Source organism: Nonomuraea sp. NPDC050663 (assembly GCF_044456985.1).
Classification (GTDB): domain Bacteria; phylum Actinomycetota; class Actinomycetes; order Streptosporangiales; family Streptosporangiaceae; genus Nonomuraea.
In genome coordinates, this window is record NZ_JBITGL010000023.1 from 118,504 (window position 1) to 142,591 (window position 24,088).

Consider the following 24,088-nt stretch of genomic DNA (forward strand, 5'->3'; position numbering starts at 1 on the left):
GGCTCCTCAGGTCAGGGTGTAGGCGTCATAGCGCACGGTCGCCGCCTCCCGCGCCGCGGAGGCGACGGCCAGCTGGCGGTTGAGCCACAGGTAGCGGCTGTCACCGGTCTCGAAACGGCAGAACAGCCGGAAGTAGTACTCCGCGGGGTCCACCTGCTCGCCCCTGGCCAGGCGCTCGACCACCTCGCGTGGGCCGTGCCGTACGCCGCTGGTCGAGATGTACAGCAGCGCGCCGTCGTGGGTGCGCAGGGTGTAGCGGGTGTCGATGCTGGCCATGCCGTCGGCGTGCACGACCTGCCAGTCGGCGCCGCCCGGCAGCACGACGCCCGACAGGCGTGGGCCGTCGAACGAACCGCCCACGATGTTGATCACCCGGCGGTTGCCCCAGGGCGAGGCGCCGAGGTCGAGGATCGGGTCCAGCTCCACGCGGAAGGTGGCCAGCGGTTCGAGCCTCACCAGCTCGGCCTGGCGTTGAGCGAGGCGGGGTCGAAGCCGGCCGTGCGCTTGTACGACGCGGCGATCTCGGCGCGCTCCTCGTAGGGGATGACCTGCTCGATGTCGTCGAATCCGTGCGGGGCGCGCTCATGGGCCAGCTTCATGACCACCTCGGGGCCCATCTCGCGGTTCGACAGCTGCAGCGCGGTGGTGACCGCTCTGCGCTCGGCCTCGTAGAGGCCGAGGTCGTCGCGGGCGAGCGCGTGGGCCAGCACCCGGGCGTCGATGATCGCCTGGGAGGCGCCGTTGGAGCCGATCGGGTACATCGCGTGCGCCGCGTCTCCCAGCAGCGTGACCTTGCCGGCCGTCCAGCGGGGCAGCGGGTCGCGGTCCACCATCGGGTATTCGTAGGCCTTCTCGGCCCCGGCGATGAGGGCGGGGACGTCCAGCCAGTCGAAACGCCAGTCGGCGAAGTGCCCGCCGATCTCGGCGAGGTCGGCGGGACGGTTCCAGTTGCCGCGCTCGGGCGGGTCGCCGTCGAGCGGCTTCTCGGCGATCCAGTTGATCAGCCCGGGCGCGATCGGGTAGGCGACGAATTTCTGCGTCCCGTCCCCCGCCATGATCATGCTCCGGCCCGTCAGGAACGGCTCGCCGTACGACGTGCCGCGCCAGAGCACCAGCCCGTTCCACGGCGGCGGGCCCTCGTCGGGGTAGAGGTGGCGTCTGACATCGGAGTTGATCCCGTCGGCGCCGACCAGCAGGTCCTCGTCGCCTGGTCCGGTGACCCTGCTGCCGGTGACCACGCTGCCGGGGCCGAGGCGCTCCAGCAATGCCTCCAGGAGCAGCAGTTGCAGCCTGCCGCGGTGCACGGAGTACTGCGGCCAGGCGTAGCCGGCGTCCAGCCCCCTGGGCTCGGACCAGATCGGCGTGCCGTACCTGTTGAAGTAGGCCAGCTCGGCGGTGGCCACCCCGATGGCGGCCAGCCGGTCGGCCAGGCCCAGCTCGGTCAGCTCCCTGACGGCGTGCGGGAGCAGGTTGATGCCGACGCCCAGCGGTTCGATCGTGCGCGCGGCCTCGTGCACGGTCACGTCGGTGAACCCGGCGGCGTGCAGGCTGAGGGCGGCGCTGAGCCCGCCGATCCCCGCTCCCGCGATGACGATGCGCACGACGGCCTCCGTTGAGATTGTTATGGCCGTAACAATATTCCGGGCACTCCCCCGGCTGCGCAAGACTTGACCGGTGAGCAGATCCCCGGACGCCGACTACGCCGCCTACGCGCGCACCCGCGTGGCCGACATGCCGCCGCCCGCCGACGCCGACGCCTTCTCGCTCGCCTACCACCTGCTGCAGTTGGCCTACCTGCTCGTCACCGACCTCGAGACCCGCATCCACCGCCCGCGCGGGCTGACGCTGCCGGGCTTCCGGCTGCTGTTCAAGCTCTGGCTGCTCGGGCCCACCCAGCCCGTGCGGCTCGCCGAGATCTCCGCCATGTCGCGCTCGGCGGTCACCAACGCGGTCAACACGCTGGCGCGCGGCGGGCTCGTCGAACGCCGCTCCCTGCCCGAGGACGGCCGCGCCGTCGTCCTCGCCCTCACCGCGGCCGGCGAGGCGGCGGTGCGCGAGGCGTTCGGCGAGCAGACCAGGCGGGAGCAGGAGTGGTTCGCCGCACTGGCACCGGCGGAGCGCGAACACCTCACCCTGCTGCTCGCGCGGGTCCTGGAGAACCGGCCGGCCGCCGTCACGTGATGCGCGGACGCGGGCCGGGTTCGCGCTGCTCGGCCGGGAAATCGTAGGCGCATCGCCGACGCATCGCGGATGTATCAACCCGCCCGAGCATGCTCGTTCTTGTCAGCAAGACACCGCCTCACAAGGCCGGCTAACAGGAGCAAGACGATGCAGGCTCGCATGAAGAACCCCGCCACCATCATCCCCGCCGCACAGAAGCCGATCATGGAGCTGATGAAGGCCGCCCACACGGGAGGCCTGCCGCAGGAGCTCGCCGAGCTGATCCACCTGCGCGTCAGCCAGATCAACGGCTGCAGCTTCTGCGTCGACTCCGGCTACAAGAACCTGCGCAAGCTCGGCGAGAGCGACGAGCGCGTCGGCCTGGTCGTCGCCTGGCGCGAGACGCCGTACTACACCGACGCCGAGCGCGCCGCCCTGGAGCTCGCCGAGTGCGCCACCCGCCTGGCCGACCGCGCCGACGCCGTGCCGGACGACGTCTGGGACGCCGCCGCCGACCACTTCGACGAGCAGCAGCTCGCCTCGATCCTGCTGATCGTCGCCACGACCAACCTGTTCAACCGCCTCAACGCCCCGATCCGCCAGATCGCCGGCACCTGGTAAAGGACCCCGCGCATGTCCGTCGTCCGCACGCACACCTACTCCGTGGACCCCGCCGACCTCGAGGAGTTCCTCGCCCGGCGGGCCTCCCTGATCGGGACGGTCAGGGACACCCACCCCGGCCTGGCCTTCGCCCTGCTGATCCAGCTGGACGACGGCACCTACCGCGACACGTGGCACTGGGAGGACGGCGCCCAGATGGGCGCCGCGCTCGCCGCCATCTCCACCTTCCCCGAGGCGCCGCTGACCATGGCGCTCACCAAGGACTCGACGGCCCAGAACGGCCGCATCATCGACGAACGCTGACCATCGGCGCGTATTGCCAGGAGGCACCCGAAATGTCGCAGAGGACCACGCGCAGGCCCGGCACCCCCGGCGCTTTCTCCCGCTGGATGCAGCGGACCATGAACAACCGCATGAGCCGCAAGATCCGCCGCGGCCACGGCACCTTCGCCGGCATGGACGTGCTCATCCTCAACACCGTCGGCCGCGTCAGCGGGCAGCCGCGCGAGACCCCGCTGGCCTGGTTCCCCGACGGTGACGCCTGGCTGGTGGTGGCCTCCGGCGGCGGCAGCCACCACCCGGCCTGGCACGTCAACCTGATGACGCACCCGGAGCGCGCCAGCGTCGAGCTCCCCGGCCGCCCCGCCGTACCCGTGACGCCGGAGGTCCTCGACGGCGCCGACCGCGAGCGGGCCTGGGAGGGCATCACGACCGCCCAGCCCCGGTACGGCAAGTACCAGAGCAAGTCGGACCGGCAGTACCCGGTCGTCCGCCTCACCCCCCGGTGACCTCTCACCGTCCGCCGCCCGTGCCCGCGGCCGAACGCCAGGGCACGGGCCCGACCCGGCAGCGACTCCAAGGAGAACTCATGAACATCGCGGTCATCGGCACCGGCAACGTCGGCCGGACCCTCGGCGAGGCGCTGAGCTCCGCCGGACACACCGTCACGTACGGCTCACGCGGCCAGGAAGGCTCCGTGGCCGCCTCCCTCGCAACCGCCGACGCGGTGATCGTCGCCATCCCCGGCGACGCCGTACCCTCCTTCGCCGGCGAGCACGCGGACGCGCTCACCGGCAAGGTCGTCGTCGACGCGACCAACACCTTCGGCGGCGGTCCGCTCCACAGCGCCGCGGCCTTCGCGCCCGGCACCCGATACGTCCGCGCCTTCAACGCCCTCGGCTGGGAGAACTTCGAGAACCCCGTCTTCGACGGCGGCGTGGCCGACCTGCTCTTCTCCTGCGAGGAGTCCGAGCGCAAGACCGCCGAGACGCTCATCCGCGACGTCGGGCTCAACCCCGTCCACCTCGGCGCGGGACAGTACGACGTGCTCGACGGGCTGTTCTTCCTCTGGTTCGCCCTCGTCAACAGCCAGGGGCGCGGCCGTCACCTGGCCGTCAAGGTCTTGCTGTAGTTCTTGCCAGGAGGCCTGCCGGGGATCGGCTTGCCGATGAGCGCCACCGGCACGAACAGGCTGAAGTGCCCCAGCGCCACCGTCAGCGTCCACAACTCCTCGTCGTCGTAGTGGACGGCGGCCCTGGCGAACAGCTCGTCGGAGACGCGCTCGCCGCCCGGGTTGTGGGTGAAGACCGCCTCCGCCAGCTCCAGCGCGACCCTCTCCGCGTCGGTGAAGTACGGCGCGTCCCTCCAGGTGGCCACCGCGACGATGCGCTCCTCCGTCTCCTCCAGCTTCCGCAGGCGATCGGTCAGCTGGACCGTGTGGTAGGTGCTGCCGACGATCTGGCCGGCGCGCAACATCATCAGGGTGAGGGTGGTCTGCGGGACCCGGCTCTTCCTGAGCGCTCCGTGCACCGCCCCCGACAACGCGGCCAGCTCGGGGAACTGGTGGGTGAGGTCGGGCAGGCGCGACTCGATCTCCTGGCTCATACGGGGATGTCCCTTCTCGTGTGACTGACGCACTCGCCCAACCGACGACGCGGACACGGCAAACGTGAGGCGCGGACCCTCCGGTTAGGATCGGGCGGTGGGCCAGACTGCGGATGGCGTCGACCGGTTCGAAGCATTCCGGCCACGCATGGAAGCCATCGCCTACCGCCTCCTCGGCTCGGCCGCCGAGGCGGAGGACGCCGTGCAGGAGACCTTCCTGCGCTGGCAGGCGGCCGACCTCTCCCGCATCGAGGTGCCCGAGGCCTGGCTGACGAAAGCCCTGACCAACCTGTGCCTCAACCAGCTCGCCTCCGCGCGGGCGCGCCGCGAGACGTACGTGGGGCAGTGGCTGCCCGAACCCCTCCTCGACGGCGACCCGATGCTCGGCCCGGCCGACACCGCCGAGCAGCGCGAATCCGTGTCGTACGCGGTGCTGACGCTCATGGAACGGCTCTCGCCCAACGAGCGTGCCGTGTACGTGCTGCGCGAGGCGTTCGACTATCCCCACCGCGCCATCGCCGAGATCCTCGGCATCACCGAGGCCGCCAGCCAGCAGATCCTGCACCGCGCCAAGAAGCACGTCGCCGACGGCAGCGCACGCCGCGTCGAGATCGACGACGCTGCCGCCCGGCGGATCGCCGAGGAGTTCCTCTCCGCGGCCACCAGCGGCGACACCGGCACGCTCGTGCGCCTGCTCACCGAGAACGCCATCACGATCGGCGACGGCGGCGGCCGGATCCCCGCCAGGGCAACGCCGTACGTCGGAGCCGTCGCCGTCGCGAGATTCCTGCGGGGCCTGTTCAGGCCCGCCGAGTCCAAGCGGATCTTCGTCGGCGGCACGCCCGCCGTCTACGCCACGACCGCGAACGGCGGGCCCGCCGTCGTGGCCGTCATGGACGGGCGCGTCCTCGGCGTGATGTGCCTCGAGGTCACCGGCGAGCGGATCGCCGCGATCCGCAGCCAGGTCAACCCCGACAAGCTCGCCCGCGCCACGGCCGTCTGGGCCGCGGAGGAGCGAGGGGAGCCGGTGATGTACGCGTTCTAGGCGGGTGTGAGGTGATTCACATCCGCTTCCTGTCAGGAATCGGCGGGCTGTCCGGTTCAAGGGGCATATCCGCTCATCGACAGGGAGCAACGACATGCAGCAGCGTCACCGCATCATCGTCCTCGGGGCCGGATACGCCGGGGCCATCGCCGCCGGGCGGCTCGCCAAGCGGCTGAGCGGCGCGGACGTTTCCATCACGCTGGTCAACGCCGAGGCCGACTTCGTCGAGCGGGTGCGCATGCACCAGGTGGCGACCGGTCAGGAGCTCAGGCACCGGCCGTTCAGCGAGATGTTCGCCGGGACGGGCGTGATGGTACGGCTCGGCCGGGTCACCGAGGTCGACGTCGACGCCAAGACGGTCACGCTCACCCCGGACGAGGTCCTCCCTTATGACACGCTCAGCCCGGACGAGGTCCTCCCCTATGACACGCTCACCCCGGACGAGGTCCTCCCGTATGACACGCTCGTCTACGCCCTGGGCAGCCGCTGGAACCCCGGCGACGTGCCCGGCGCCGCCGAACACGCCCACGAGATCGCCGGCCGCCCCGGCGCCCTGCGGCTGCGCGAGCGCCTGACCACCCTCCCCGCGGGCCGTACCCTCCTCGTCGTCGGCGGCGGCCTGACCGGCGTCGAAGCCGCCACCGAGTTCGCAGAAGCCCGCCCCGACCTGCGCGTCGCCCTCGTCACCGACGGCGCGCTCGGCGACTGGCTCTCCCCCAGGGGCCGCGCCCACCTGCGCAAGGTCTTCGGCCGGCTCCGCATCACCGTCCACGAGCACACGGCCGTCTCCGCCGTCGCCGCCGACCACGTCACCACCGCCGGCGCCGGCACCATCCCGGCGGACGTCACCGTCTGGACCACCGGCTTCGCCGTCCACCCGATCGCCCAGGCCACCGGCGTGCAGGTCACCGCCAGAGGTCAGATCGTGGTCGACCACACGATGCGCTCGGTGTCACACCCCGACGTGTACGCGATCGGCGACGCCGCCATGGCCATGGGACCCGGCGACAAGCCGCTGCGCATGTCATGCGCCTCGGGCACACCGATGGCCTGGCAGGCGGCCGACACGATCGCCGCACGCCTCACCGGCGGCAAACTGCCGCACGCGCCGCTGCGGTACTTCAACCAGTGCATCTCGCTGGGGCGCAGGGAAGGGCTGATCCAGTACGTCACGGCAGACGACCGCGCGGTGCCCGCCGTGCTCACGGGGCGGATCGCGGCGGTGTACAAGGAGCTGGTGTGCAGGGCCGCGGCGTGGGGCGTCGAGCACCCCACCCTCGCCCTCCCAACCCGCCGCCGCCGCATCACACGGGTCGGCCCCGCCCTGTCGAGGGCCACGTCGGGGCAGTAGCCGGTGGCCTTGACGCCCTACTCCCCGACATGTTCCTGCAGCCGCTCCATCGCCTCCTGCCGGGGCAGCTCCGACCCGGCGCGATAGGCGTCCGCGTAGCCGCCCTCGCCCAGCTCCCCCGCCAGCACGGGCACGAGGCGGGCAACGTCGACCTCCCCCTCGTCGAAGACGCCCCTGAGCACCTGGCTCATCCCCAGCGCCGTCGCCGCCCCCTTGGCGTCGCCCTCCAGCCACAGCACCCTGGCCAGCATCTCCGCGCCGCAGGCCATGGCGTTGGCGTTGGTGTGGGCCAGGATGCCGCGCAGGGCCTGGGGCAGCACCTCGCGGGCGCGTCCTGCCGCGCCCTCGGTCACGTAGACGCCCAGGCGGGAGGCGACGATCACGTCGGTGTTCAGCTGGGGCGGCCCCGGCAGCCGGTGGATGAGGGTCTCGAGCTCGTCGACGATCTGGTGTGCCTGCTTCAGGTCGCCGGCGTGGCGGAGGACCTCCACGAGCGGGAACAGCATGCTGGCTTCCAGCCGCCGGTGGCCGAGCTCGCGTCCCTGACGGCGGGCGGCGTGGATGTCGGCCATCGCGCCGTCCAGGTCGCCGCCGCGCATCCGGTTCTGGGCGAGGTGCGACTTGGTGATGAACAGGTGCTGTTCGGTGCCGAGTTCGGCGGCGATGGTCACGGCTCGCTCGCAGAGGGGGATCGCACGATCGTGTTCGGCGCGCAGTCCATGGACGCGGCTCTGCCGTACGAGGCTCATGACCAGCCCCCACCGGTCGCCGACCTGCTCGAACAGGCGCAGGGCCTCTTCGCGGCGGGTGGCGCCGGTGTCCTGGTCGCCCTGTTCCGTGAGCATGAAGTCGTAGGCCCAGTTGGCGCTGGCGCGGACCCAGGGGTCGGGCGAGTCGAGCGCCTCCAGGTCCTGGGCGTCCTGGGTGGCGAGCTGCGACAGGCGGAGCAGCGGCAGCGCGTTGTGGAACTTCGTCACCCCGGGAAGTCGGAGGTTCTCGTGGACCTCCTGCCCACCTCCGCGGCCTGACGTGGAGCGCACGACCTCGAAGGCGGCACGCGCGTCGGCGGGCAGCTCGTCGCCGAACGCCAGCACCTCGCCCAGGAAGGCATCGGACTGGGTGGACATGCCGCGCATGCCCCAGTACCAGATCATGGACCGGACGAACCGGGCGGCGGTGACGGCGTCGCGCGCCTCGACGGCGGTGCGCAGCGCGGCGGCCAGGTTGTCGTGCTCGGCGTCGAAGACCTCGACGGCGCGCAGCTGGTCTCTGGTACGCAGCAGCGGTTCGTTCTCCTCGGCCAGCGCCAGGTAGTACGTGCGGAAGCCCTCGGTGATCGGCTCAGGGAGCTTGTCGGCCGCGTAGGCGCGGATGGTCTCCAGCATCCGGTACCTGTCGCCGGTCTCCTGGATCATGGACTTCTCGACCAGCGCCCCCGCGACGTAGAGCATGTCGTCGGCTGGGAGCGACTCGTCGGAGCAGATCGCCTCCAGCGCGGCCAGGTCGGCGCCGCCGGGGAAGGCTGCCAGCCGGGCCGCCAGCAACCGTTCGGGCTCCTCCAGCAGGTCCCAGCTCCATTCGACCATCGCGAGCAGCGTGCGCTGGCGGGGCAGCGCGGTCCTGCTTCCGGAGGCGAGCAGGCGGAAGCGGTCGTCCAGGCGCTTGGCGATCTGAGCCACGCTCATCACGCGCATCTTGGCGGCGGCCAGTTCGAGCGCCAGCGGCATGCCGTCCAGCCGCCTGCAGATCTCCACGACCGGTTGCAGGCTCGCCTGGTCGAGCTCGAAGCCCTGCCGTACGGCGCGGGCCCGTTCGACGAACAGCCGGACGGCGGCGGAATCGGCGGCCTCGGCGACGTCCGCGTCCTCGACGGGCAGGTCGAGGGGGCCGAGGTGACACAGGGCCTCGCCGGTGATCGCCAGCGCCTCCCGGCTCGTGGTCAGGATGCGCAGTTGCGGCAGCCGTACGAGCAGCTGCTCGGCGAGCTCGGCGGCGGCCTCGACCAGATGCTCGCAGTTGTCCAGGACGAGTACGGCGGGGCCGACGTCGAGCTGCGCGGCCAGCCGAGCGGCGGCGGGCGCCTGGGGCTTGAACCCGCCCTCGAACAGTCCTCCACAGGCGCTGAGCACCGCGTCGGCGATCTGGTCCGGCTGGGTGACACCGGCGAGCGGCACGAACCACGTGCGCACCTCGACCTGGTCCGCGGCCTCCAGCGCCAGCCTGGTCTTGCCCGCGCCGCCCGGCCCGACGATCGTCACCAGCCGCGCGGCGTCCATCTGCCGCGCGAGCTCTCCGAGCTCGCGTTCCCGCCCGACGAAGCTGGTCAGCCTGGCCGGGAGCTGGCTGGGCGCGGCCTGCGGCTGTACGGCGGGGCGGTCCAGTTCGCCGCGCAGCAGGGCGAGATGGACGGCGCGCAGCTCGGCGGAGGGGTCGACGCCCAGCTCGTCGCCGAGCCTGCCGCGCACCTCCTCGAACACCGCCAGCGCCTCCGACTGCCGACCCGCCGCCGACAGGGCACGGATGCGCAGCTCGGCCAGGCGCTCGCTGAGCGGACGGGCGGCGGCCGCGGCTCCCAGGTCTGCGAGCACCTCGGCGTGGCGGCCCAGCCGTACCTCGGCGTCGAAGAAGTCCTCGGCGACGGCGGCGCGCAACTCGTCGAGCCGGGCGGCGACATTTCGGGCGAACGGGGCGTCCAGCACGTCCGTGAGCGCGGCGCCCCGCCACAACGCCAGGGCGGTGCGCAGCAGGGAGGAGGCTTCGTGCGGCCGTTCCGCGGCCAGCTCCCGCCTGGCCTGCGCGGCCAGCTGCTCGAAACGGTGCACGTCGACGTCGTCGGGGCGCAACGGCAGGCGGTAGCCGCCGGCGACCAGCTCCACGGTCTCGGCGCCGCCCAGGGCCCGGCGCAGGCGCGAGACCAGGCCGTGCAGCGCGCTGGCGGCACCGGCCGGGGGCTCCTCGCCCCAGATGGCGTCGATGAGGGAGTCGGCGGGGACCGGCCTGCCCGCTTCGAGGGCCAGGCGCGCGAGGAGCATCCTCAGGCGGGTGCCGGGGATGTCGACCGGGGAGGCGTCATCGGGGGTGGCTGCTACCGGGCCGAGGAGGGAGATCTGCACGGGGGCTAGCTTGCCATCTGCGGCATTTGTCTAGCGGTCCGGGTTTGTTAGCGGTCCGGGTTTGCTAGCGGTCCGGGTTTGCTAGCGGTCCAGGTTTGCTAGCGGTCTGGGGTCGTCGGCGGGCGCGGTGGCACGGCGGGCGGATGGGGCGGGGTGGTCGGCGATCCGGTCGGCGATCCGGTCGGCAGGTGGGGCGATGCGGCGGGCAGGTGCGGCGGCGCGGTCGGCAGGTGCGGGGGTGCCGCCGGTAGCCGGACGGTGATGTTGAGTCCTCCGGCGGCGCGCGCGATGATGCTGAGGGTGCCTTCGTGCGCGTGGACGATGCTCTTGACGATCGCCAGCCCCAGCCCCACCCCCGCGTGATCGTTGCGAATGCGCTTGGTGCCCCGCTGGAACGGCTCGGTCAGCGTCGACACCAGCTGCGGCGCAAGCACGGCGCCCGTGTTGCTGACGGAGAGCACCACCGACCCAGGACCCACCGAGGTGTCGACCCAGACGGTCCCACCCTCAGGCAGGTTGTGGACGATCGCGTTGTGCACGAGGTTCGTCGCCATCTGCAGCAGAAGCACATGCGACCCGATCGCCCTGCTGACCTCGCCGGACGTCTCGATGGCGACACCCTGCTTCTCCGCCAGCGGCAGCAGCGTCTCGGCGGCCTCCTCGACGACCAGCGACAGGTCGACGCTGTCCTTCGCGAAGCGCCGCTGGTCGGCCCGGCTGAGCACGAGCAGCGCCTCGACCAGGTCGATCGCCCGGGTGTTGACGATGTGGAGCCGTTCGATGAGCTCGTCGGTCTCCCGCTTCGGGTCGTTGCGCGCCACGTCGAGCAGGGCCTGCGTGATCGCCAGCGGCGTGCGCAGCTCGTGGGAGGCGTTGGCCGCGAACCGCTGCTGCTCGGACACCTGGGCCTCCAGCCGGGCGAGCATGGTGTCGAAGGCGTCGGCCAGCTCGCGGAACTCGTCCTTGGGCCCTGGCATCCAGATCCGGTGCGAGAGCGACCCGCTCGCGGCCTTGCGCGTGGCCTGGGTGATGCGGGCCAAGGGGGCGAGCATGCGACCGGCGAGCATCCACCCGCCGACCAGGCCGAAGACCACCAGGAAGACCATCACCCACGCCGCGGCCGGGGCGAAGGCGCGCAGCAGGTCGCCCTGGTTGGGGACGAAGCCGCCCAGAGCCATGATCGGCCTGTTGGGGACGTAGCGCAGCAGGAAGACCCACACGACGGCCAGGAGCAGCGTGCCGGCGATGATGAGGAAGGCGGCGTAGCTGAGGGTGAGCTTGAAGCGGACGCTCAGCCCGGGGGGTCTGCTACTCATGCTCCGCGCTCCCGGCCAGGGCGGGCGAGTCGCCGGTCTCGATGCGATACCCCACTCCCGGAGCCGTCGCGATGATCCACGGCTCCCCCAGCCGCTTCCGCAGCGCGGAGACGGTGATGCGCACCGCATTGGTGAACGGGTCGGCGTTCTGATCCCACGCCCGCTCCAGCAACTCCTCGGCGCTGACCACCCCACCCTCCGCCGCGACCAGAACCTCCAGCACGGCGAACTGCTTCCTGGTCAGCGCGACATACCGCCCATCCCGGTAGACCTCCCGCCGAAACGGATCCACCCGCAGCCCGGCCAGCTCCCGCACCGGAGGCCGGCTGTGAGCGCGCCGCCGATCAAGCGCCCGCAGCCGAAGCACCAGCTCCCTGAGCTCGAACGGCTTGGTGAGATAGTCGTCGGCACCGAGCTCGAACCCCGAAGCCTTGTCGTCGAGCCGATCGGCGGCGGTGAGCATGAGAATCGGCATACCGCTCCCGGAGGCGACGATCCGCTCCGCCACCTCATCACCAGACGGTCCAGGAATGTCCCGATCGAGGACGGCGATGTCGTAGGTGTTGACCGTCAGCAACTCGAGCGCCGTCTCCCCGTCTCCGGCGATGTCGGCCGCGATCGCTTCCAGCCGCAGCCCGTCGCGGATGGCTTCGGCCATGTAGGGCTCGTCCTCGACAATCAACACTCGCATGCCACCGATGCTACGAACCCACACATATCGCTGGCATATCGGAAACCGCATACGTGCTGGTAACGCGGCATTTCCTTCACTTGACCGCATGGTCATCAACACTGCAACAACACGCGCCCGCCGGCTCCTTGTCGTCGGCGTGGCAGCGATCATCGCCGTGATCGCCGCGACTCTCGCCTGGCAGCTGATGACGACATCGGCCGTCTCCCTGGGCGACGTCTTCGACCCACGGGGGTCCGGCTCCCGTTCTCAGGGAGCCGACGGCGCCGTCCCCGACAAGGTCTCGGTCTTCGACGACGAGTTGGCAGCCGTGGCCAAACTCGACCCCGACCTGCTCGCTGCCGTACGGCACGCGGCCGCTGACGCCGAGGAGGACGGCGTCGAGTTCAACGTCAACAGCGGGTGGCGTTCCGAGGAGTACCAGGAGCGGCTGCTGGAGGACGCGATCACCGAGTACGGCTCGCCGGAGGAGGCCGCCCGGTGGGTCGCCACGCCGGACAAGTCCGCGCACGTGTCGGGGGATGCCATCGACATCGGGCCGGCGGGGGCGGCGGAGTGGCTTTCGCGGCATGGGGGGCGATATGGCCTGTGCCAGATCTATCGGAACGAGCCCTGGCACTACGAGTTGCGGCCGAAGGCGGTCAAGCGGGGCTGCCCGGCCATGTACGCGGATCCGACCGAGGACCCACGGATCACCGGCTCCAAGAAGCGCTCGTCGTGACAGACGGCAGCGGAGCTCGGTTCGCGTGCCGACGCACATCGGGAACCGTCCGGCCCGGGATGGTCGCCAGCCCATTCACACACCGGGGCCATCGCCTTCCCCCTTCCAGCGCTGGCTCGATCTCGCGAAAATGACCAGGCGCACCTGTGCGATGCGAACCACGGCGCACAGAAGGTGCGTCGCCCGCTGCCATGGGCGCACGAGAGGTGCCTCGCCCGCTGCCACGGGCGCACAGAAGGTGCGTCGCCCGCTCCCACGGGCGCACGGGAGGTGCCTCGCCCGCTGCCACGATCGCCAGAGCGCAAAGGGTCTGCGCCAGAGCGCAAAGCGTCTGCGCCAGCCACTTACCGATCGTTAGGTCGCCTGTCGAGCGTTAATACGCTTGCCGCATCTCGCATGCCGCAAGCATGCTGGTGTCCTGCGGATCTACCGGGCTGTGCCGTACCAACGCCCCATTGCACCCTCCAGGGCTACGACCACGGCTGATCACCCTCTCGGGAAACTGCCAGGCATAAGGAGAAGCCGGTGCCACGCAATCCTGGACGTACCACGCTGGCCGCCGTCGCCGCCTCGGCTGGTGTCTCCGTGGCCACCGTCTCCAAGGTCCTCAACGGCCGCCCAGACGTCGCACCCACCACCCGCTCGCTCGTCCAGTCCTTACTCCTGGAACAGGGCTACACGCCACCCACCTCCCACCGCGACCAACCCCAGGCCACCGCCACCGTCGAAATGTGGGTAGACGACCTGTGCGCCTACTCCACCGAGGTCATCAAGGGCACCGTCGAAGCGGGCGCCGAGCTTGGCGTCGCGGTCGTCGTCACCTACCCGAAGGACCTGGCCGACAAGGACGTCTCCTGGGCCCGCGACCTGGCCGCCGCCGGCCGCCGAGCATTGATCACCCTCATGAGCGTGCCGACCCCTCACCAACTCGCCGCCCTCTCCCTCGCCCGCCTCCCAGTCGTGGTCATCGACCCCCTGCAGCTGCCCGAGGCTCCCGTGACCAGCGTCGGCTCCACCAACTTCGCCGGCGGCCTGGCCGCCACCCAGCACCTCCTGAGCCTTGGCCACCGCCGCATCGCCTACCTCGGCGGCCCCGCGACCTCGACCACCAACCAGGCACGCATGCACGGTTATCGCGCCGCCATGGAGGCCGCAGGCGTCCCGGTCCTGGACGACTACATCCGCCTCGCGGGCTTCTGCTACCCCGACGGTATGGAGGGAGGCGCCGCCCTCCTCGACCTGGACCCCGCCCCGACCGCCATCTTCGCCGCCGGCGACGAAAGCGCCATGGGCGCCATCCAGGCCGCCAGGGCCCGCGGCCTGCGCATCCCCGAGGACCTCAGTGTGGTGGGGTTCGACGACACCGAGATCGCCACCATGACATCACCCCAGCTGACGACCGTTCGCCAGCCACTGCGCCAGATGGGCGTCATCGCCGTACGCACGGCGCTGCGACTGGCGGCTGGGGAGACGATCGAGTCGCATCACATCGAACTCGCCACCGAACTCGTCATACGCGGTACCGCTGTGGCCGCCTGATCTCTGGTATCGCCACGCGGTTCCAAGGCTGATGACACGATGCGACGTGCGTCGTGCTTCGGCCGTGAAAGCGCTGGCCCATCGCCTACTCGACCACCCCTCGGGCTGCGCCCACGTCGTCGACCCACATAACCGCGCCACGCGAGATCTCCTGGAGCTTTGCCGTCGCGGCCAGGTGAAGGTGCCTACCGTCGAATATGGACACTCTTCACAGGCTCGCCGCGGCGCTCGCAGCTGCGGCCCTTGCCTTCACCAGCACGCCCGCATGGGCGGACCATGAATTCGACCTCGACTGCAGCGACTTCCCCACCCAGCGCGAGGCGCAGGAGCACATGAATGCGCATCCCGGCGACCCAGACTTTTTCGATGCAGATTTCGACGGCATCGCCTGTGAATGCAACCCAGAAGTGCCAGGGGGGCCGATCCCCATCGACTGCACCGAGTACCCCGACTACGACCCGTTCCCGTAGAAGACTCCGGCCGGGGACTTCCTCCGAGTCTGGATCCTTGCCTCAGCTCGCGGCTGATGCTCGGGGGGTCAACCTCTCGCTGTTCAGCACGGCCTAGACATGCTCAAGGCTCCGAACGCTGGGAGGATGTCGAGACCATTGACCGTGTCCCGATGGGATGTCGGCGAACGCTGCGGTGACAGATCGGGGAACGACTCCTTCCAAGCGGGGTAGACAGCAAAGCCCGGGCAAGGCGACACCAACCTGGCCTGGCCAACCTTGGCGACTAGCTCACTCTTCTTCTCGCTGCTTTCGCCAGCCCACCGTGGCCAACCTGCTCGAGCAAGCACAGATCGCTGCGGACCCGCGCTCTCTTCGTGAGCCTAAACGTAGGGATCCAGATGCTCTGTGGAGCCAACCAGTGCGGTGCGTTGGTATGCCGCGGGTGAGAGGTGGACACCGGTGACCCGCTCCGCGAGGGCCAGGGCAGCCGCGACGGAGTTGTCGACGTACCCTGGCGCGTCCACGTCGACGTGCAGTCCAAGATCGGTGACATCACTCTGCAGGCGATCGGGTCTGGCGCCCTGTCGTTCGCTATAGAAGTACAGATCGAAGGCCGTGATCAAGGCGCCGTTCTCATGAAACACGAAGTCCCTGCCCTCGCTCGTTACGAGTACAGCGGCAGCCGAGGAACCCGCTGAAAGAAGTCCGGCCTGGCTATAGACCACACCACCCCACCCACATTCGACCAGAACTGTTCCTCCCCGCGCAGGGACGGCGGCAACACCGAGACCGTCCCCGATCAAGGGACTGCCCGGCACCACGTTGATCCGTCGTAAGCACTCGTCGGGAGGCACGCCTTGCACAAAGCAGGCACAGAGCCAAGTGTCATCCATGTCATCTGTGAACTCCTGGTAGAGCCACTCATAGGTTGCTGCATTCGCCTTGACCATGGCAGGCACCTTCCGAAGCACGACGATCAAGCGATCTTTCCAAAGAAATCTGACAAGGTTCAGGCCGGAGACCGCTTTCCGGTCTGATCATCCCGTCGCCGTCGTCCCACCCGGCAGGTAAGCGGACCAAGGGCCGGTGGTGAAGGTGGAGCTCCCTTCCCGAGCCGGATCTGTGCCACGGGTCCTGACACTTGACCGGACCGCCATCGCGGTTACGCGCTGGTCAGCTACGCCAGCTCGATCATGCTGTCAGTTGTAGCCTCGGCCTCTGCGCGCGTCAGGCGCTCACCCTTCCAGGGCTCGTTCGCGTAGCCGATGCTTCGCTTGCCAGCGTTCCCCGCGGCTTCCATGTGAATAAGCATCTGACGTCGGAATCAGACGGCCAAGCGCGAGGGCGTTGCTGTACAAAGCTGCTGTACGGCCACGCAAAAGGCCCTCCGGGATCTTCCCGAAGGGCCTTTGAGCTGGAGCGCGGCCGAGAGGACTCGAACCCCTAACCTTCTGATCCGTAGTCAGATGCTCTATCCATTGAGCTACGGCCGCTCGCTGCGTAAGCAAGCATAGCGGGTATCCGGCGATGCCTCGAACCGGATTCCCCAATCAGGTCCGTGTCTCCTCCTTCTTCGGCCAGAACGTGTAGCTGACGGGCCAGATCAGAGCGATCAACGGCACCCTCGCCAAACCCCCCATGAACTCGTAAATCCCCGAAGTGGCTGACGAGTCGCCCACCATCCAGGCCATCGCCACCAGCACTCCGCACGCGATGCCGTACGCCAGGAGGATGCGGAGCCAGAATCCCCACTCGTAGCGCGTGCGGGCGGGGCCGGTGGGGGCCGGGGCGGGCGGGGGGCCGCCGGCGTAGCGGTGGTGGAACTTGGCGTCGGCCCATTTGATGGTGCGGTGGCCGAAGACGATCGAGTAGGCCAGGTAGGCCGCGGCGAGGCCGTGGCGGAGGTCGAAGGTCGCGCCTGATCGCATGTCGAGTACGGCCACGGCCAGCAGGATCAGGTCGAGGACCGGCGTGCTGAGCAGCAGGATGTTGCTGAGGGTGCGCTTGTTCCACAGGTAGCGGCTGGCGAGACCCAGCGCGATCAGCACCCAGAAGCCGATTTCGCACGCGATGATGACAGCGAAGACCATGTATCCATCATCCCGGTGGGAAACGGTCGGGTTCCTGGTCGGGGGGACGAACTCGGCGTACAACTTTCTGCTTATCCACAGGGTGCACCCGGGGTGGAGCAGTGCCTGGTTCGAGGGTGATGTCATAGGGGGCATGAAGCGCGAGGCCCTTTATGCCGTCGGCGTCTTCGCCGTGGGTCTCGTCCTGATCCTCGGCGGGGCCGTCGTGCACCGGGATGGTGTGCCCTGGTGGGCGACTATATTGCCGTTGGCCCTGACGTGCTGCGGTGTGGTGATCCGGCGGCGGTGGCCGGTGGGGGCGTTGGTGGTGGGGTCGATCGGATTCGCGATCGACGTGGCGTTCGTGGCGCCTACGCTGCCGACGGCGCTGGTTTATACCGACAACCTCTACGCCGCTTGCCTGTATGGCCCGGCGAAGCTGGGGCGGTGGATGCTCGGCGTGACGACGATCATCGCGGTGGCGGCGGGGGCCACGGCGGGGTTCATCACGGGCGATTGGAAGCCGCTCGCGCTGGTGGGGGTGCAGTCGGCGCTGGTGCTCGTCACGCCGGTCACGACGGCGCTCGTCCTGCGGCAGCATCGTGACCAGGCTCTGGCCGAGCGCGCCCGGGCCGATCAGGTGGCGCATCTGGCCGAGCTCGACCGTCAGGCGGCGATCACCGCTGAGCGCACACGTATGGCCAGGGAGCTTCACGACACCATCGCCAACCATTTCAGCGCGATCGCGATCCAGTCCACGGCGGCGTTGTCACGACCTGACCTTGATGCGGGGACCGTGCGCAAGATCATGGAGTCGGTGCGGGAGAACAGCCTGAGCGGCATGGCCGAGATGCGGACGATGATCGGGCTGTTGCGCCAGGACGGCGAGGAGGTCGACGAGGCCACGCGCCCTCGGCTGGCGGATGCGGGTGCGCTGGTGGAGCGGTCGCGGCGGGCCGGGCTCGAGTCGGACTTCAGCGTGGAAGGCACGCCGGGTGAGGTGCCCGCGTCGGTGGATCTGGCGGGGTACCGGATCATTCAGGAGGCGCTGAGCAACGCGCTCAAGCACGGTGATCGGCGGGGGCGGGCTCGGGTGGTGGTGGCGTATGCGCCGGGGCATGTGACGTTGACGGTGGACAACTCGGTCAACGGGGCCGGTCGGTCGGGGTTGCCGGGGTCGGGGGCGGGGCTGATCGGGATGCGGGAGCGGGCGGCTCTCGTGGGGGGCGAGTTCGAGGCTGGGCCGTACGTCGATGGAGGGCGTGGGGAAGGGTCCCCTGGGGAGGGGCCTCGCGAGGAGGGGCCTCTCGGGGACAGGTTTCGCGGGAACGGGCCCCGCGGGGACGGTTTGCGCGGTGAGGGGTTGCGCGGTGAGGGGCCACGTGGGGACGAGGCTCGCGGGGAGGGGTGGCGGGTGTGGGCGCGTTTGCCGCTCGGCGGGATGGGGGCGCTCGGGGGCGGCGGAATCGGGGCGGCCGGGAGCGGCGGTGCGCCAGCCGGGGGTAGCGGTGGGCCAGCCGTGAGTGGAGGGTCGGCCGCGAGCGGAGGGGCGGCTGCAGATCGAGGGGCGGCCGCGAACCCAGGGGCGGCAGGGGACCGAGGGGCCGCCGCGGACCGAGGGGCGGCCGGGGAGGACGGCTGATGGTGAGGGGGATGGTCGAGAGAGGGCTGCTGCAAGCGTGTACGGCACCAGCGGAAAGGCTGTGCCGAGGAAAGGGCCGGGTGTATGGCTGAGCAGGGACAGCGGCGGATTCGGGTGCTCGTTGCCGACGATCACGCCGCGGTCAGGACGGGCATCGTGCTCATCCTCGACGGCGCAGGTGACATCGAGGTGGTCGGCGAGGCCGCCGACGGGGAGCAGGCGCTGGCGATGGCGCTCGAGTTGAGGCCTGACCTGGTGTTGATGGACATCCGCATGCCGAAGCTCGACGGCATCTCGGCCACGCGTGAGCTGGCGGGGGTGACGGATGTGCTCATCCTGACGACCTTCGACGTCGACGAGTACGTGTTCGGGGCGTTGCGGGCGGGTGCGGCGGGGTTTCTGCTCAAGAACACCGATGCCGAGTCGCTCGTCGGCGCGGTGCGGTTGGTGGCCCGGGGTGAGGGGCTCATCTCGCCGTCGGTGACGCGGCGGCTGATCACGGCGTTCGCGCAGCAGCCGGTGCGGCGGCAGCCTGAGCAGCTTGAGGCGTTGACGCCGAGGGAGAGGGAGGTGCTGGCCTGTGTCGCCCGGGGGTTGTCCAATGCGGAGATCGCCAAGGAGCTCGACATGGCGGAGGCGACGACCAAGACGCATGTCAGCCGGGTGTTGAACAAGCTCGGGTTGAAGAGTCGCGTTCAGGCCGCCATCTACTATGCCGAGGGCGATGGCTGAGCCTAATCTGGTGCTCGACAGGGGGGCGGTATGAGCACACCACCGCAGGGGCCAGCGAGTTCGGACGGCGGCGACGACAGAGGCAACGGCCGGGGCAACGGGGCCGACGACGGGAGGGGCGCGCCTCCGGGTGGAGGTACTCCGTCGCACGGGGGCGGCGCAACGCAGAGTGGGACGCCGCCGCACGGAAGCACGCCATCGCACGGGGGCGGCCCAACGCAGAGCGGGACGCCGCCGCACGGAAGCACGCCGCCGCACGGGGGCGGCCCAACGCAGAGCGGGCTGCCACCGCACGGAAGCACGCCACCGCACGAAAACATGCCGCCCTACGGAAGCACGCCACCCCACGGCGGCGCACCCTACGGAGCGGCCCCGCCCCCCGGACCCCCGCCCCCAGGACCCCCTCCAGGCCAGCACCCCCACCCCTGGGCCCAGTCGCCCCAGCCCCCGCCGTCCTCCACAGGCATGGTCGTGGGCATGGCCTTCGCCGGTTTCGCCCTGTTCATCCTCATCAACATCGCCACCGCCGTGGCCGTCCTGGCCTCCGCCTCCTCCAAGACGCCGGTCCTCATAGCCACCATCCTCCTGGCCCTGGTCGCCCTGGCCGGCGGCCTGACCCTGATCCTGCTGCGCCGCCCCTGGACGAAGGGCCTGGGCATGGGCCTGATGATCGGCTGGGCCCTGGTCTCGATCGTCTCCGCCGGCTGGTGCACCGGCCTGAACCCAGGTCTGTATGCATGAGCTCTTCGTCGCCCTAGGCGTCCTGACCGCGTCGATCGTCTTCGTCCGTGAAGCGCGGCGCCGCGGTGCGCTCAACGAGCAGTCGCTGGCCACGGTGACCGGCGCGCTGGTCGGCGGCGCGATCGGGATGCGCCTGGCGGGGGTGGCCGAGTCGCTGGATCTGGGCGAGTTGTGGTTGTACGGCTCGCGCAGCATCCTGGGCGGCCTGACGGGCGCGTACGTCGGCGTGCTGATAACCAAGAAAATCATCAAGTATCACGGAAAAACGGGCGACCTCTTCGCCCCCGCCGTCGCCCTGGGCATGGCCGTCGGCCGCATCGGCTGCCACCTGACCGAAGCCCCAGGAAGGCCCACCACCCTCCCCTGGGGCATCCACGCACCGGCGACGACCCCCGAATGCCCCGCCTGCCTGACCGGCGAGCCCATGCACCCGAGTTTCATCTACGAGATCGTCTTCCACCTCGCCGCCTTCGCCGCGATCGTGTGGGCGAGCAAGCGCCTGACCCAGCCCGGCGAGCTGTTCACGCTCTACGTCGCCGCCTACGCCGCCTTCCGCTTCCTCGTCGAGTTCACCCGCGCCAACGAGACGGTCTGGCTCGACCTCACCCGCCCGCAGTGGTTCCTGCTCCCCGGCCTGGTCCTGCTGGCGATCAGGCTCTGGTACGGCAACCGCCGCGGCTACTACACCCCGCTGTTCGCCCGAAAGGTCCAAGCATGAGCATGCGACTGCGGGGTGACCGCATCCTCCGCTACGTCAACGCCTTCTGCCCCCGATGCCCGCACGACGACCTGAAGCAGGTCCGCAGGCTCAGCGGCTACCTGGCCGAGCGCGACGGAAGGGTGTGGCTGGAACGCGGCTGCCCCGACCACGGACGTATCACCACCCTCTACGACGAAGACCCAGAAATCCTGAAATATCTGGAGGAGTGGACCGCCCCCACCAAGCAACACACCCCCGACCTGACCGGCAACTTCGACCCGATCCCCAGCGCCTACCTCAAGGGCCTGCCGGAGATGCAGACCCAGCACACCTGCATCCTGCTCGAGGACATCGCCGAGACCTGCAACCTGCGCTGCCCCACCTGCTTCGCCGACAGCTCGCCCGACCTCAAGGGCGTGGTCCCGCTCGCCGACGTCCTGGCCAACATCGACCAGCGCCTGGAGCGCGAGAACGGCCGCCTCGACGTCCTGATGCTGAGCGGCGGCGAGCCCACCCTCCACCCCGACCTGCCCAAGCTCCTGGAGGAGCTGCACGCGAGGCCGATCACCCGCATCCTGATCAACACCAACGGACTGCTGATCGCCCACGACGACGCCCTGCTCGACCTGATCACGAGATATCGGGAACGGGTCGAGGTCTACCTCCAGTTCGACGGCGTCTCCGCCGAGGCCTCCCGGCACCACCGCGGCGGTGACCTCACCCGCCAGAAGGCGCAAGCCGTACGAAGGCTGTCCGGCAACGAGATCTTCACCACGCTCGTCATGACCGCGGCGCTGGGCGTCAACGACCACGAGATCGGCGCCGTCATCGAGACCGCCCTGGCCACCCCGTTCGTGGGCGGCGTGTCCATCCAGCCGCAGTTCGGCTCCGGGCGCAGCTCGAGCATCGACCCCGACGACCGGCTCACCCACACCGGCGTGCTCACGCGCCTCGGCCCGCAGACCGACGGCAAGGTCACCTGGCGCGACCTGACCGCCCTGCCGTGCTCGCATCCGCACTGCTGCTCGGTGGGCTACATGATCCGCGACGACGCCGGCCGGTGGCGCTCGCTGACCGCGCTGATCGGCCATGATCGGCTCAAGGAGAACCTCGGCCTGGTCGCCAACCGCATCGCCGACACCGAACTGCCCAAGGAGCTGCGGGCCGCGGTCCAGGAATCGCTGCTGGGCCTGCTGTCCGAGCAGTCGTCGCTGTCGCACCCGCAGGTCGGCGACCTGTGGCGCAACATCTGCGAAAACTGCGACCTCGGCGTGTCGACCCTGCTCACGCTGGCCTCCTCCGCGCTGCCCGGCAGGCGCAAGAAGCTGCGCAGGATGCTCGGCGAGCGGGTCGTCCGGATCACGATCAAGCCGTTCATGGACCTGAACACCATGATCGAGGAACGGCTCACGCAATGTTGCGTGCACGTCGGCACCCGCGCCGAACAGGACCAGTGCGCGCCGTTCTGCGCCGTCCAGGCCTGGCCGCAGCTGTCCAGGCAGCGGTTGTCGATCGCGGTCAGGGGTGCGTGATGCCTCACGATCCGCTGAGACTGTGCGTCTACGCGACGATCGCCCTGCTCGGGTGGCTGCTCGGGCCGTGGGCCGCGGCGGGCTTCGCGGTGCTCGGGTTCGTGGGGTACGCCAAGGCCCGGCGGGCCGGGTTGAAGCAGAGCAAGTGCGTGCTGCGCGACACCCGGCTGGTGCTGGCCTATCTGGGGCTGATCGCGGTCGCGGCCGTGGCGGTGATCGTGAAATCGTTCATCTGATGGCCAGCACATTGAGCAGGCTGAACTCCTCGCCGCCGGCCTCCCGGTCCCAGTAGACGACTGTCGACGTCGAGTAGGACCAGCCGGAACCGAAGTCGGACGACGGCCCTATCACCCCGGTCCGGCCGCTCTCCAGGTCGAGGACCACGCTTTCGCCCGGAGGGTGCGAGAGCGCGAACCGGTCGTTCAGGATGTCGCCGATGTTGTTCGATCCGGCGAGGAACCTCAGGCCGGAGCCGTCCGGGCGCCAGACCGCGAGCGCTCCGCTCCTCAGGCCGACACACCACCGCGGTGCGCAGCGCACGTGGCTGGAGGACGCAGTATCGATCTTGATCTGGCGCCCGCTCTCCAGGTCATGGAGCATGCTCGGGTTCCCGTCCACGTAGCTCGCCGCCCATGGCCACGCTTGCAGGCGCAGGCTGTCGGAGACCACCTCGGTCTTCCCGCCGCCCAGGGGCACCCGATAGACACCCGAGCGGTCGACCGACCAGACCAGGTGGCTCGGCGTCACGCTCAGCGCCCCCACCTCGCCCCGCGCCGTGCCCACCCGCCGTGCCGTACCCCCTGAGAGCGGCATGACCCACAGCTCTCCCCCGCGCCCCGACCAGGCGACGGACGAGGCTCCCACCTCGAACCTGGCGGCCCTGGCCTGGGGCGTCACGCCGAGCACGCGGAAGGATCGGGTGACGGTGTCGAAGGTCTCCAGCCGCTCGATCCTCTCGACTCCGGACTCCACCGCCACCAGGATCCGGGTCGGGCCGAGCGCGGCGACCGGCCGGTACTTCTTGCCGTCGGCCGACCGCACCGGCAGCTTGACCACCGCCTGCGGCCACTGCCGCTCCACCGAGGGAACCGGCTGGACGGCGACCTGCGGCGCCGCCCGCCAGAACGCCAGCGACGACCCCGCGACGACCATGACCACCGCCAGCGCGGTGAACGCCATCTGCCTTCGCGCCCGGCGTCGCCGGCGCCGGGCGACCCCGCCGAGCAGATCGGCGGGAGGATCGACCGTCCGGACTCCCCTGGCGATGACCCGGCCCAGCTCCCGTTCGTCCCTCATCGCCACGCCTCCTGGGTGACTCGCCCGATCCGGAGCTTGTCGAGCGCGCGCGAGGCCTGGCTGCGCACGGTGCCGCGGGAGATGCCGAGCATCTCGGCGATCTCCTCGTCGGACCGGTCCTCGTAATAACGCAGCACCAGTACGGCACGCTGCTTGCGCGGGAGTGCCTGCAGCTCGGCCCACAGGTCGGCGTCGCCGTACGTGTCGAAACGCCCTTGTTCGGGCACCTCGGGCACGAGTCGCTCCCTGCGCCGCCGGTGCCAGGCGTTGATGTGCTGCCTGACCATGACGGTGCGGACGTACGCCTCGTGGTTGTCGACGCGCCTCCAGCGGCCGCCGAGCCGTGCGAGCGCCTCTTGGACGAGGTCGGCCGCGTCCTGCGCGTTGCCGGTCAGCGCGAAGCCGTACCGGAACAGCGCCTCACCGCGGACGCGGACGAACTCCTCGAATGGCTCCACACCCCACAAGACCGTTCGAGGACCG

26 protein-coding genes and 1 tRNA gene are annotated in these 24,088 nt (G+C 70.1%); 16 read left to right on the top strand and 11 right to left on the bottom strand.

Annotated features, from left to right (window positions below; all coding sequences use genetic code 11):
• Nucleotides 1-6: 6 nt before the first annotated feature.
• Nucleotides 7-456 carry a DUF3237 domain-containing protein gene (locus tag ACIBH1_RS43670; protein WP_397319997.1) on the bottom strand — a complete coding sequence of 150 codons (450 nt, stop codon included), beginning with the start codon at nt 454-456 and terminating at the stop codon, nt 7-9.
• Entirely contained in the window at nt 453-1,601 is a 1,149-nt protein-coding gene (locus tag ACIBH1_RS43675; protein ID WP_397319998.1) for a flavin-dependent oxidoreductase, read from the bottom strand. Before ACIBH1_RS43675 ends, ACIBH1_RS43670 begins: the two co-directional genes overlap by 4 nt.
• Nucleotides 1,602-1,674: 73 nt before the next feature.
• Between ACIBH1_RS43675 and ACIBH1_RS43680 the strand changes: the two genes are divergently transcribed.
• From ACIBH1_RS43680 to ACIBH1_RS43700, 5 genes are all read left to right on the top strand, one after another.
• Nucleotides 1,675-2,181, top strand: a complete 507-nt coding sequence (locus ACIBH1_RS43680; RefSeq protein WP_397319999.1) for a MarR family winged helix-turn-helix transcriptional regulator — start codon at nt 1,675-1,677, stop codon at nt 2,179-2,181.
• 147 nt (nt 2,182-2,328) lie between these two features.
• Nucleotides 2,329-2,781 carry a carboxymuconolactone decarboxylase family protein gene (locus ACIBH1_RS43685; RefSeq protein ID WP_397320000.1) on the top strand — a complete coding sequence of 151 codons (453 nt, stop codon included), beginning with the start codon at nt 2,329-2,331 and terminating at the stop codon, nt 2,779-2,781.
• A 12-nt stretch (nt 2,782-2,793) separates the two neighbouring features.
• Complete coding sequence (locus tag ACIBH1_RS43690) at nt 2,794-3,084, top strand: hypothetical protein (RefSeq protein ID WP_181610385.1); 291 nt, start codon at nt 2,794-2,796, stop codon at nt 3,082-3,084.
• A gap of 32 nt (nt 3,085-3,116) precedes the next feature.
• On the top strand, nt 3,117-3,569 hold the full coding sequence (locus ACIBH1_RS43695) for a nitroreductase family deazaflavin-dependent oxidoreductase (RefSeq protein ID WP_397320002.1): 453 nt from the start codon (nt 3,117-3,119) through the stop codon (nt 3,567-3,569).
• Nucleotides 3,570-3,649: 80 nt separating this feature from the next.
• Nucleotides 3,650-4,192, top strand: a complete 543-nt coding sequence (locus ACIBH1_RS43700; protein WP_397320004.1) for an NADPH-dependent F420 reductase — start codon at nt 3,650-3,652, stop codon at nt 4,190-4,192.
• Here ACIBH1_RS43700 and ACIBH1_RS43705 read toward each other — a convergent pair.
• On the bottom strand, nt 4,165-4,665 hold the full coding sequence (locus tag ACIBH1_RS43705; protein ID WP_397320005.1) for a carboxymuconolactone decarboxylase family protein: 501 nt from the start codon (nt 4,663-4,665) through the stop codon (nt 4,165-4,167). The two genes, ACIBH1_RS43700 and ACIBH1_RS43705, sit on opposite strands and share 28 nt — an antisense overlap.
• A 97-nt stretch (nt 4,666-4,762) precedes the next feature.
• On the opposite strand from ACIBH1_RS43705, the gene sigJ reads away from it, so the two are divergent.
• Nucleotides 4,763-5,710: an RNA polymerase sigma factor SigJ gene (gene sigJ / locus ACIBH1_RS43710; protein WP_397320006.1), complete on the top strand. Its 948-nt coding sequence runs from the start codon at nt 4,763-4,765 to the stop codon at nt 5,708-5,710.
• A 94-nt stretch (nt 5,711-5,804) separates the two neighbouring features.
• A complete protein-coding gene (locus ACIBH1_RS43715) occupies nt 5,805-7,061 on the top strand; it encodes an NAD(P)/FAD-dependent oxidoreductase (RefSeq protein ID WP_397320007.1) in 1,257 nt (418 codons plus the stop codon).
• A 17-nt stretch (nt 7,062-7,078) separates the two neighbouring features.
• On the opposite strand, the gene ACIBH1_RS43720 is transcribed toward ACIBH1_RS43715, so the two are convergent.
• From ACIBH1_RS43720 to ACIBH1_RS43730, 3 genes are all read right to left on the bottom strand, one after another.
• A complete protein-coding gene (locus tag ACIBH1_RS43720) occupies nt 7,079-10,174 on the bottom strand; it encodes a BTAD domain-containing putative transcriptional regulator (protein WP_397320008.1) in 3,096 nt (1,031 codons plus the stop codon).
• Between the two features lie 98 nt (nt 10,175-10,272).
• On the bottom strand, nt 10,273-11,490 hold the full coding sequence (locus ACIBH1_RS43725) for a sensor histidine kinase (RefSeq protein ID WP_397320009.1): 1,218 nt from the start codon (nt 11,488-11,490) through the stop codon (nt 10,273-10,275).
• On the bottom strand, nt 11,483-12,181 hold the full coding sequence (locus ACIBH1_RS43730; protein WP_397320010.1) for a response regulator transcription factor: 699 nt from the start codon (nt 12,179-12,181) through the stop codon (nt 11,483-11,485). The genes ACIBH1_RS43725 and ACIBH1_RS43730 overlap by 8 nt, the downstream gene beginning before the upstream one ends.
• Before the next feature lie 88 nt (nt 12,182-12,269).
• On the opposite strand from ACIBH1_RS43730, the gene ACIBH1_RS43735 reads away from it, so the two are divergent.
• The 3 genes from ACIBH1_RS43735 (at nt 12,270) to ACIBH1_RS43745 (ending at nt 14,911) form a co-directional block, all read left to right on the top strand.
• Nucleotides 12,270-12,902, top strand: a complete 633-nt coding sequence (locus ACIBH1_RS43735) for a M15 family metallopeptidase (protein ID WP_397320011.1) — start codon at nt 12,270-12,272, stop codon at nt 12,900-12,902.
• A gap of 525 nt (nt 12,903-13,427) precedes the next feature.
• On the top strand, nt 13,428-14,441 hold the full coding sequence (locus ACIBH1_RS43740; protein WP_397320012.1) for a substrate-binding domain-containing protein: 1,014 nt from the start codon (nt 13,428-13,430) through the stop codon (nt 14,439-14,441).
• A gap of 197 nt (nt 14,442-14,638) precedes the next feature.
• Complete coding sequence (locus ACIBH1_RS43745; RefSeq protein WP_397320013.1) at nt 14,639-14,911, top strand: hypothetical protein; 273 nt, start codon at nt 14,639-14,641, stop codon at nt 14,909-14,911.
• Between the two features lie 362 nt (nt 14,912-15,273).
• Here the strand turns inward: ACIBH1_RS43745 and ACIBH1_RS43750 are convergent, their stop codons facing one another.
• From ACIBH1_RS43750 to ACIBH1_RS43760, 3 genes are all read right to left on the bottom strand, one after another.
• Nucleotides 15,274-15,843, bottom strand: coding sequence for a DUF6461 domain-containing protein (locus tag ACIBH1_RS43750; protein ID WP_397320014.1), 570 nt, complete (start codon nt 15,841-15,843; stop codon nt 15,274-15,276).
• Between the two features lie 470 nt (nt 15,844-16,313).
• Nucleotides 16,314-16,386: transfer RNA gene (locus ACIBH1_RS43755), tRNA-Arg, on the bottom strand.
• A gap of 57 nt (nt 16,387-16,443) precedes the next feature.
• Nucleotides 16,444-16,983, bottom strand: coding sequence for a hypothetical protein (locus tag ACIBH1_RS43760; protein WP_397320015.1), 540 nt, complete (start codon nt 16,981-16,983; stop codon nt 16,444-16,446).
• A gap of 133 nt (nt 16,984-17,116) precedes the next feature.
• Between ACIBH1_RS43760 and ACIBH1_RS43765 the strand changes: the two genes are divergently transcribed.
• The 6 genes from ACIBH1_RS43765 to ACIBH1_RS43790 all read left to right on the top strand — a co-directional run bounded on the left by ACIBH1_RS43765 (nt 17,117) and on the right by ACIBH1_RS43790 (nt 22,545).
• Complete coding sequence (locus ACIBH1_RS43765; protein ID WP_397320016.1) at nt 17,117-18,604, top strand: sensor histidine kinase; 1,488 nt, start codon at nt 17,117-17,119, stop codon at nt 18,602-18,604.
• 84 nt (nt 18,605-18,688) lie between these two features.
• On the top strand, nt 18,689-19,336 hold the full coding sequence (locus tag ACIBH1_RS43770) for a response regulator (protein ID WP_397320017.1): 648 nt from the start codon (nt 18,689-18,691) through the stop codon (nt 19,334-19,336).
• Nucleotides 19,337-19,813: 477 nt separating this feature from the next.
• Nucleotides 19,814-20,077, top strand: coding sequence for a hypothetical protein (locus tag ACIBH1_RS43775; RefSeq protein WP_397320018.1), 264 nt, complete (start codon nt 19,814-19,816; stop codon nt 20,075-20,077).
• Nucleotides 20,070-20,795: a prolipoprotein diacylglyceryl transferase gene (locus tag ACIBH1_RS43780; RefSeq protein ID WP_397320019.1), complete on the top strand. Its 726-nt coding sequence runs from the start codon at nt 20,070-20,072 to the stop codon at nt 20,793-20,795. The genes ACIBH1_RS43775 and ACIBH1_RS43780 overlap by 8 nt, the downstream gene beginning before the upstream one ends.
• Nucleotides 20,792-22,309 carry a radical SAM protein gene (locus tag ACIBH1_RS43785; protein ID WP_397320020.1) on the top strand — a complete coding sequence of 506 codons (1,518 nt, stop codon included), beginning with the start codon at nt 20,792-20,794 and terminating at the stop codon, nt 22,307-22,309. Before ACIBH1_RS43780 ends, ACIBH1_RS43785 begins: the two co-directional genes overlap by 4 nt.
• Nucleotides 22,309-22,545, top strand: a complete 237-nt coding sequence (locus ACIBH1_RS43790) for a hypothetical protein (protein WP_397320021.1) — start codon at nt 22,309-22,311, stop codon at nt 22,543-22,545. The genes ACIBH1_RS43785 and ACIBH1_RS43790 overlap by 1 nt, the downstream gene beginning before the upstream one ends.
• On the opposite strand, the gene ACIBH1_RS43795 is transcribed toward ACIBH1_RS43790, so the two are convergent.
• Entirely contained in the window at nt 22,538-23,605 is a 1,068-nt protein-coding gene (locus ACIBH1_RS43795) for a TolB family protein (RefSeq protein WP_397320022.1), read from the bottom strand. The two genes, ACIBH1_RS43790 and ACIBH1_RS43795, sit on opposite strands and share 8 nt — an antisense overlap.
• Entirely contained in the window at nt 23,602-24,063 is a 462-nt protein-coding gene (locus tag ACIBH1_RS43800) for a SigE family RNA polymerase sigma factor (RefSeq protein ID WP_397320023.1), read from the bottom strand. The genes ACIBH1_RS43795 and ACIBH1_RS43800 overlap by 4 nt, the downstream gene beginning before the upstream one ends.
• Nucleotides 24,064-24,088 lie beyond the last annotated feature (25 nt).

What these genes read in the sequence shown, in the direction of transcription:
- ACIBH1_RS43685 (WP_397320000.1), top strand. Translation starts at nt 2,329, where the DNA reads ATGCAGGCTCGCATGAAGAACCCCGCCACCATCATCCCCGCCGCACAG.
- ACIBH1_RS43790 (WP_397320021.1), top strand. Translation starts at nt 22,309, where the DNA reads ATGCCTCACGATCCGCTGAGACTGTGCGTCTACGCGACGATCGCCCTG.
- ACIBH1_RS43775 (WP_397320018.1), top strand. Translation starts at nt 19,814, where the DNA reads ATGGCCTTCGCCGGTTTCGCCCTGTTCATCCTCATCAACATCGCCACC.
- ACIBH1_RS43715 (WP_397320007.1), top strand. Translation starts at nt 5,805, where the DNA reads ATGCAGCAGCGTCACCGCATCATCGTCCTCGGGGCCGGATACGCCGGG.
- ACIBH1_RS43695 (WP_397320002.1), top strand. Translation starts at nt 3,117, where the DNA reads ATGTCGCAGAGGACCACGCGCAGGCCCGGCACCCCCGGCGCTTTCTCC.
- ACIBH1_RS43750 (WP_397320014.1), bottom strand. Translation starts at nt 15,843, where the DNA reads ATGGTCAAGGCGAATGCAGCAACCTATGAGTGGCTCTACCAGGAGTTC.
- ACIBH1_RS43735 (WP_397320011.1), top strand. Translation starts at nt 12,270, where the DNA reads ATGGTCATCAACACTGCAACAACACGCGCCCGCCGGCTCCTTGTCGTC.
- ACIBH1_RS43690 (WP_181610385.1), top strand. Translation starts at nt 2,794, where the DNA reads ATGTCCGTCGTCCGCACGCACACCTACTCCGTGGACCCCGCCGACCTC.
- ACIBH1_RS43700 (WP_397320004.1), top strand. Translation starts at nt 3,650, where the DNA reads ATGAACATCGCGGTCATCGGCACCGGCAACGTCGGCCGGACCCTCGGC.
- ACIBH1_RS43725 (WP_397320009.1), bottom strand. Translation starts at nt 11,490, where the DNA reads ATGAGTAGCAGACCCCCCGGGCTGAGCGTCCGCTTCAAGCTCACCCTC.
- ACIBH1_RS43785 (WP_397320020.1), top strand. Translation starts at nt 20,792, where the DNA reads ATGAGCATGCGACTGCGGGGTGACCGCATCCTCCGCTACGTCAACGCC.
- ACIBH1_RS43795 (WP_397320022.1), bottom strand. Translation starts at nt 23,605, where the DNA reads ATGAGGGACGAACGGGAGCTGGGCCGGGTCATCGCCAGGGGAGTCCGG.
- ACIBH1_RS43780 (WP_397320019.1), top strand. Translation starts at nt 20,070, where the DNA reads ATGCATGAGCTCTTCGTCGCCCTAGGCGTCCTGACCGCGTCGATCGTC.
- ACIBH1_RS43705 (WP_397320005.1), bottom strand. Translation starts at nt 4,665, where the DNA reads ATGAGCCAGGAGATCGAGTCGCGCCTGCCCGACCTCACCCACCAGTTC.
- ACIBH1_RS43745 (WP_397320013.1), top strand. Translation starts at nt 14,639, where the DNA reads ATGGACACTCTTCACAGGCTCGCCGCGGCGCTCGCAGCTGCGGCCCTT.
- ACIBH1_RS43760 (WP_397320015.1), bottom strand. Translation starts at nt 16,983, where the DNA reads ATGGTCTTCGCTGTCATCATCGCGTGCGAAATCGGCTTCTGGGTGCTG.
- ACIBH1_RS43770 (WP_397320017.1), top strand. Translation starts at nt 18,689, where the DNA reads ATGGCTGAGCAGGGACAGCGGCGGATTCGGGTGCTCGTTGCCGACGAT.
- ACIBH1_RS43730 (WP_397320010.1), bottom strand. Translation starts at nt 12,181, where the DNA reads ATGCGAGTGTTGATTGTCGAGGACGAGCCCTACATGGCCGAAGCCATC.
- ACIBH1_RS43765 (WP_397320016.1), top strand. Translation starts at nt 17,117, where the DNA reads ATGAAGCGCGAGGCCCTTTATGCCGTCGGCGTCTTCGCCGTGGGTCTC.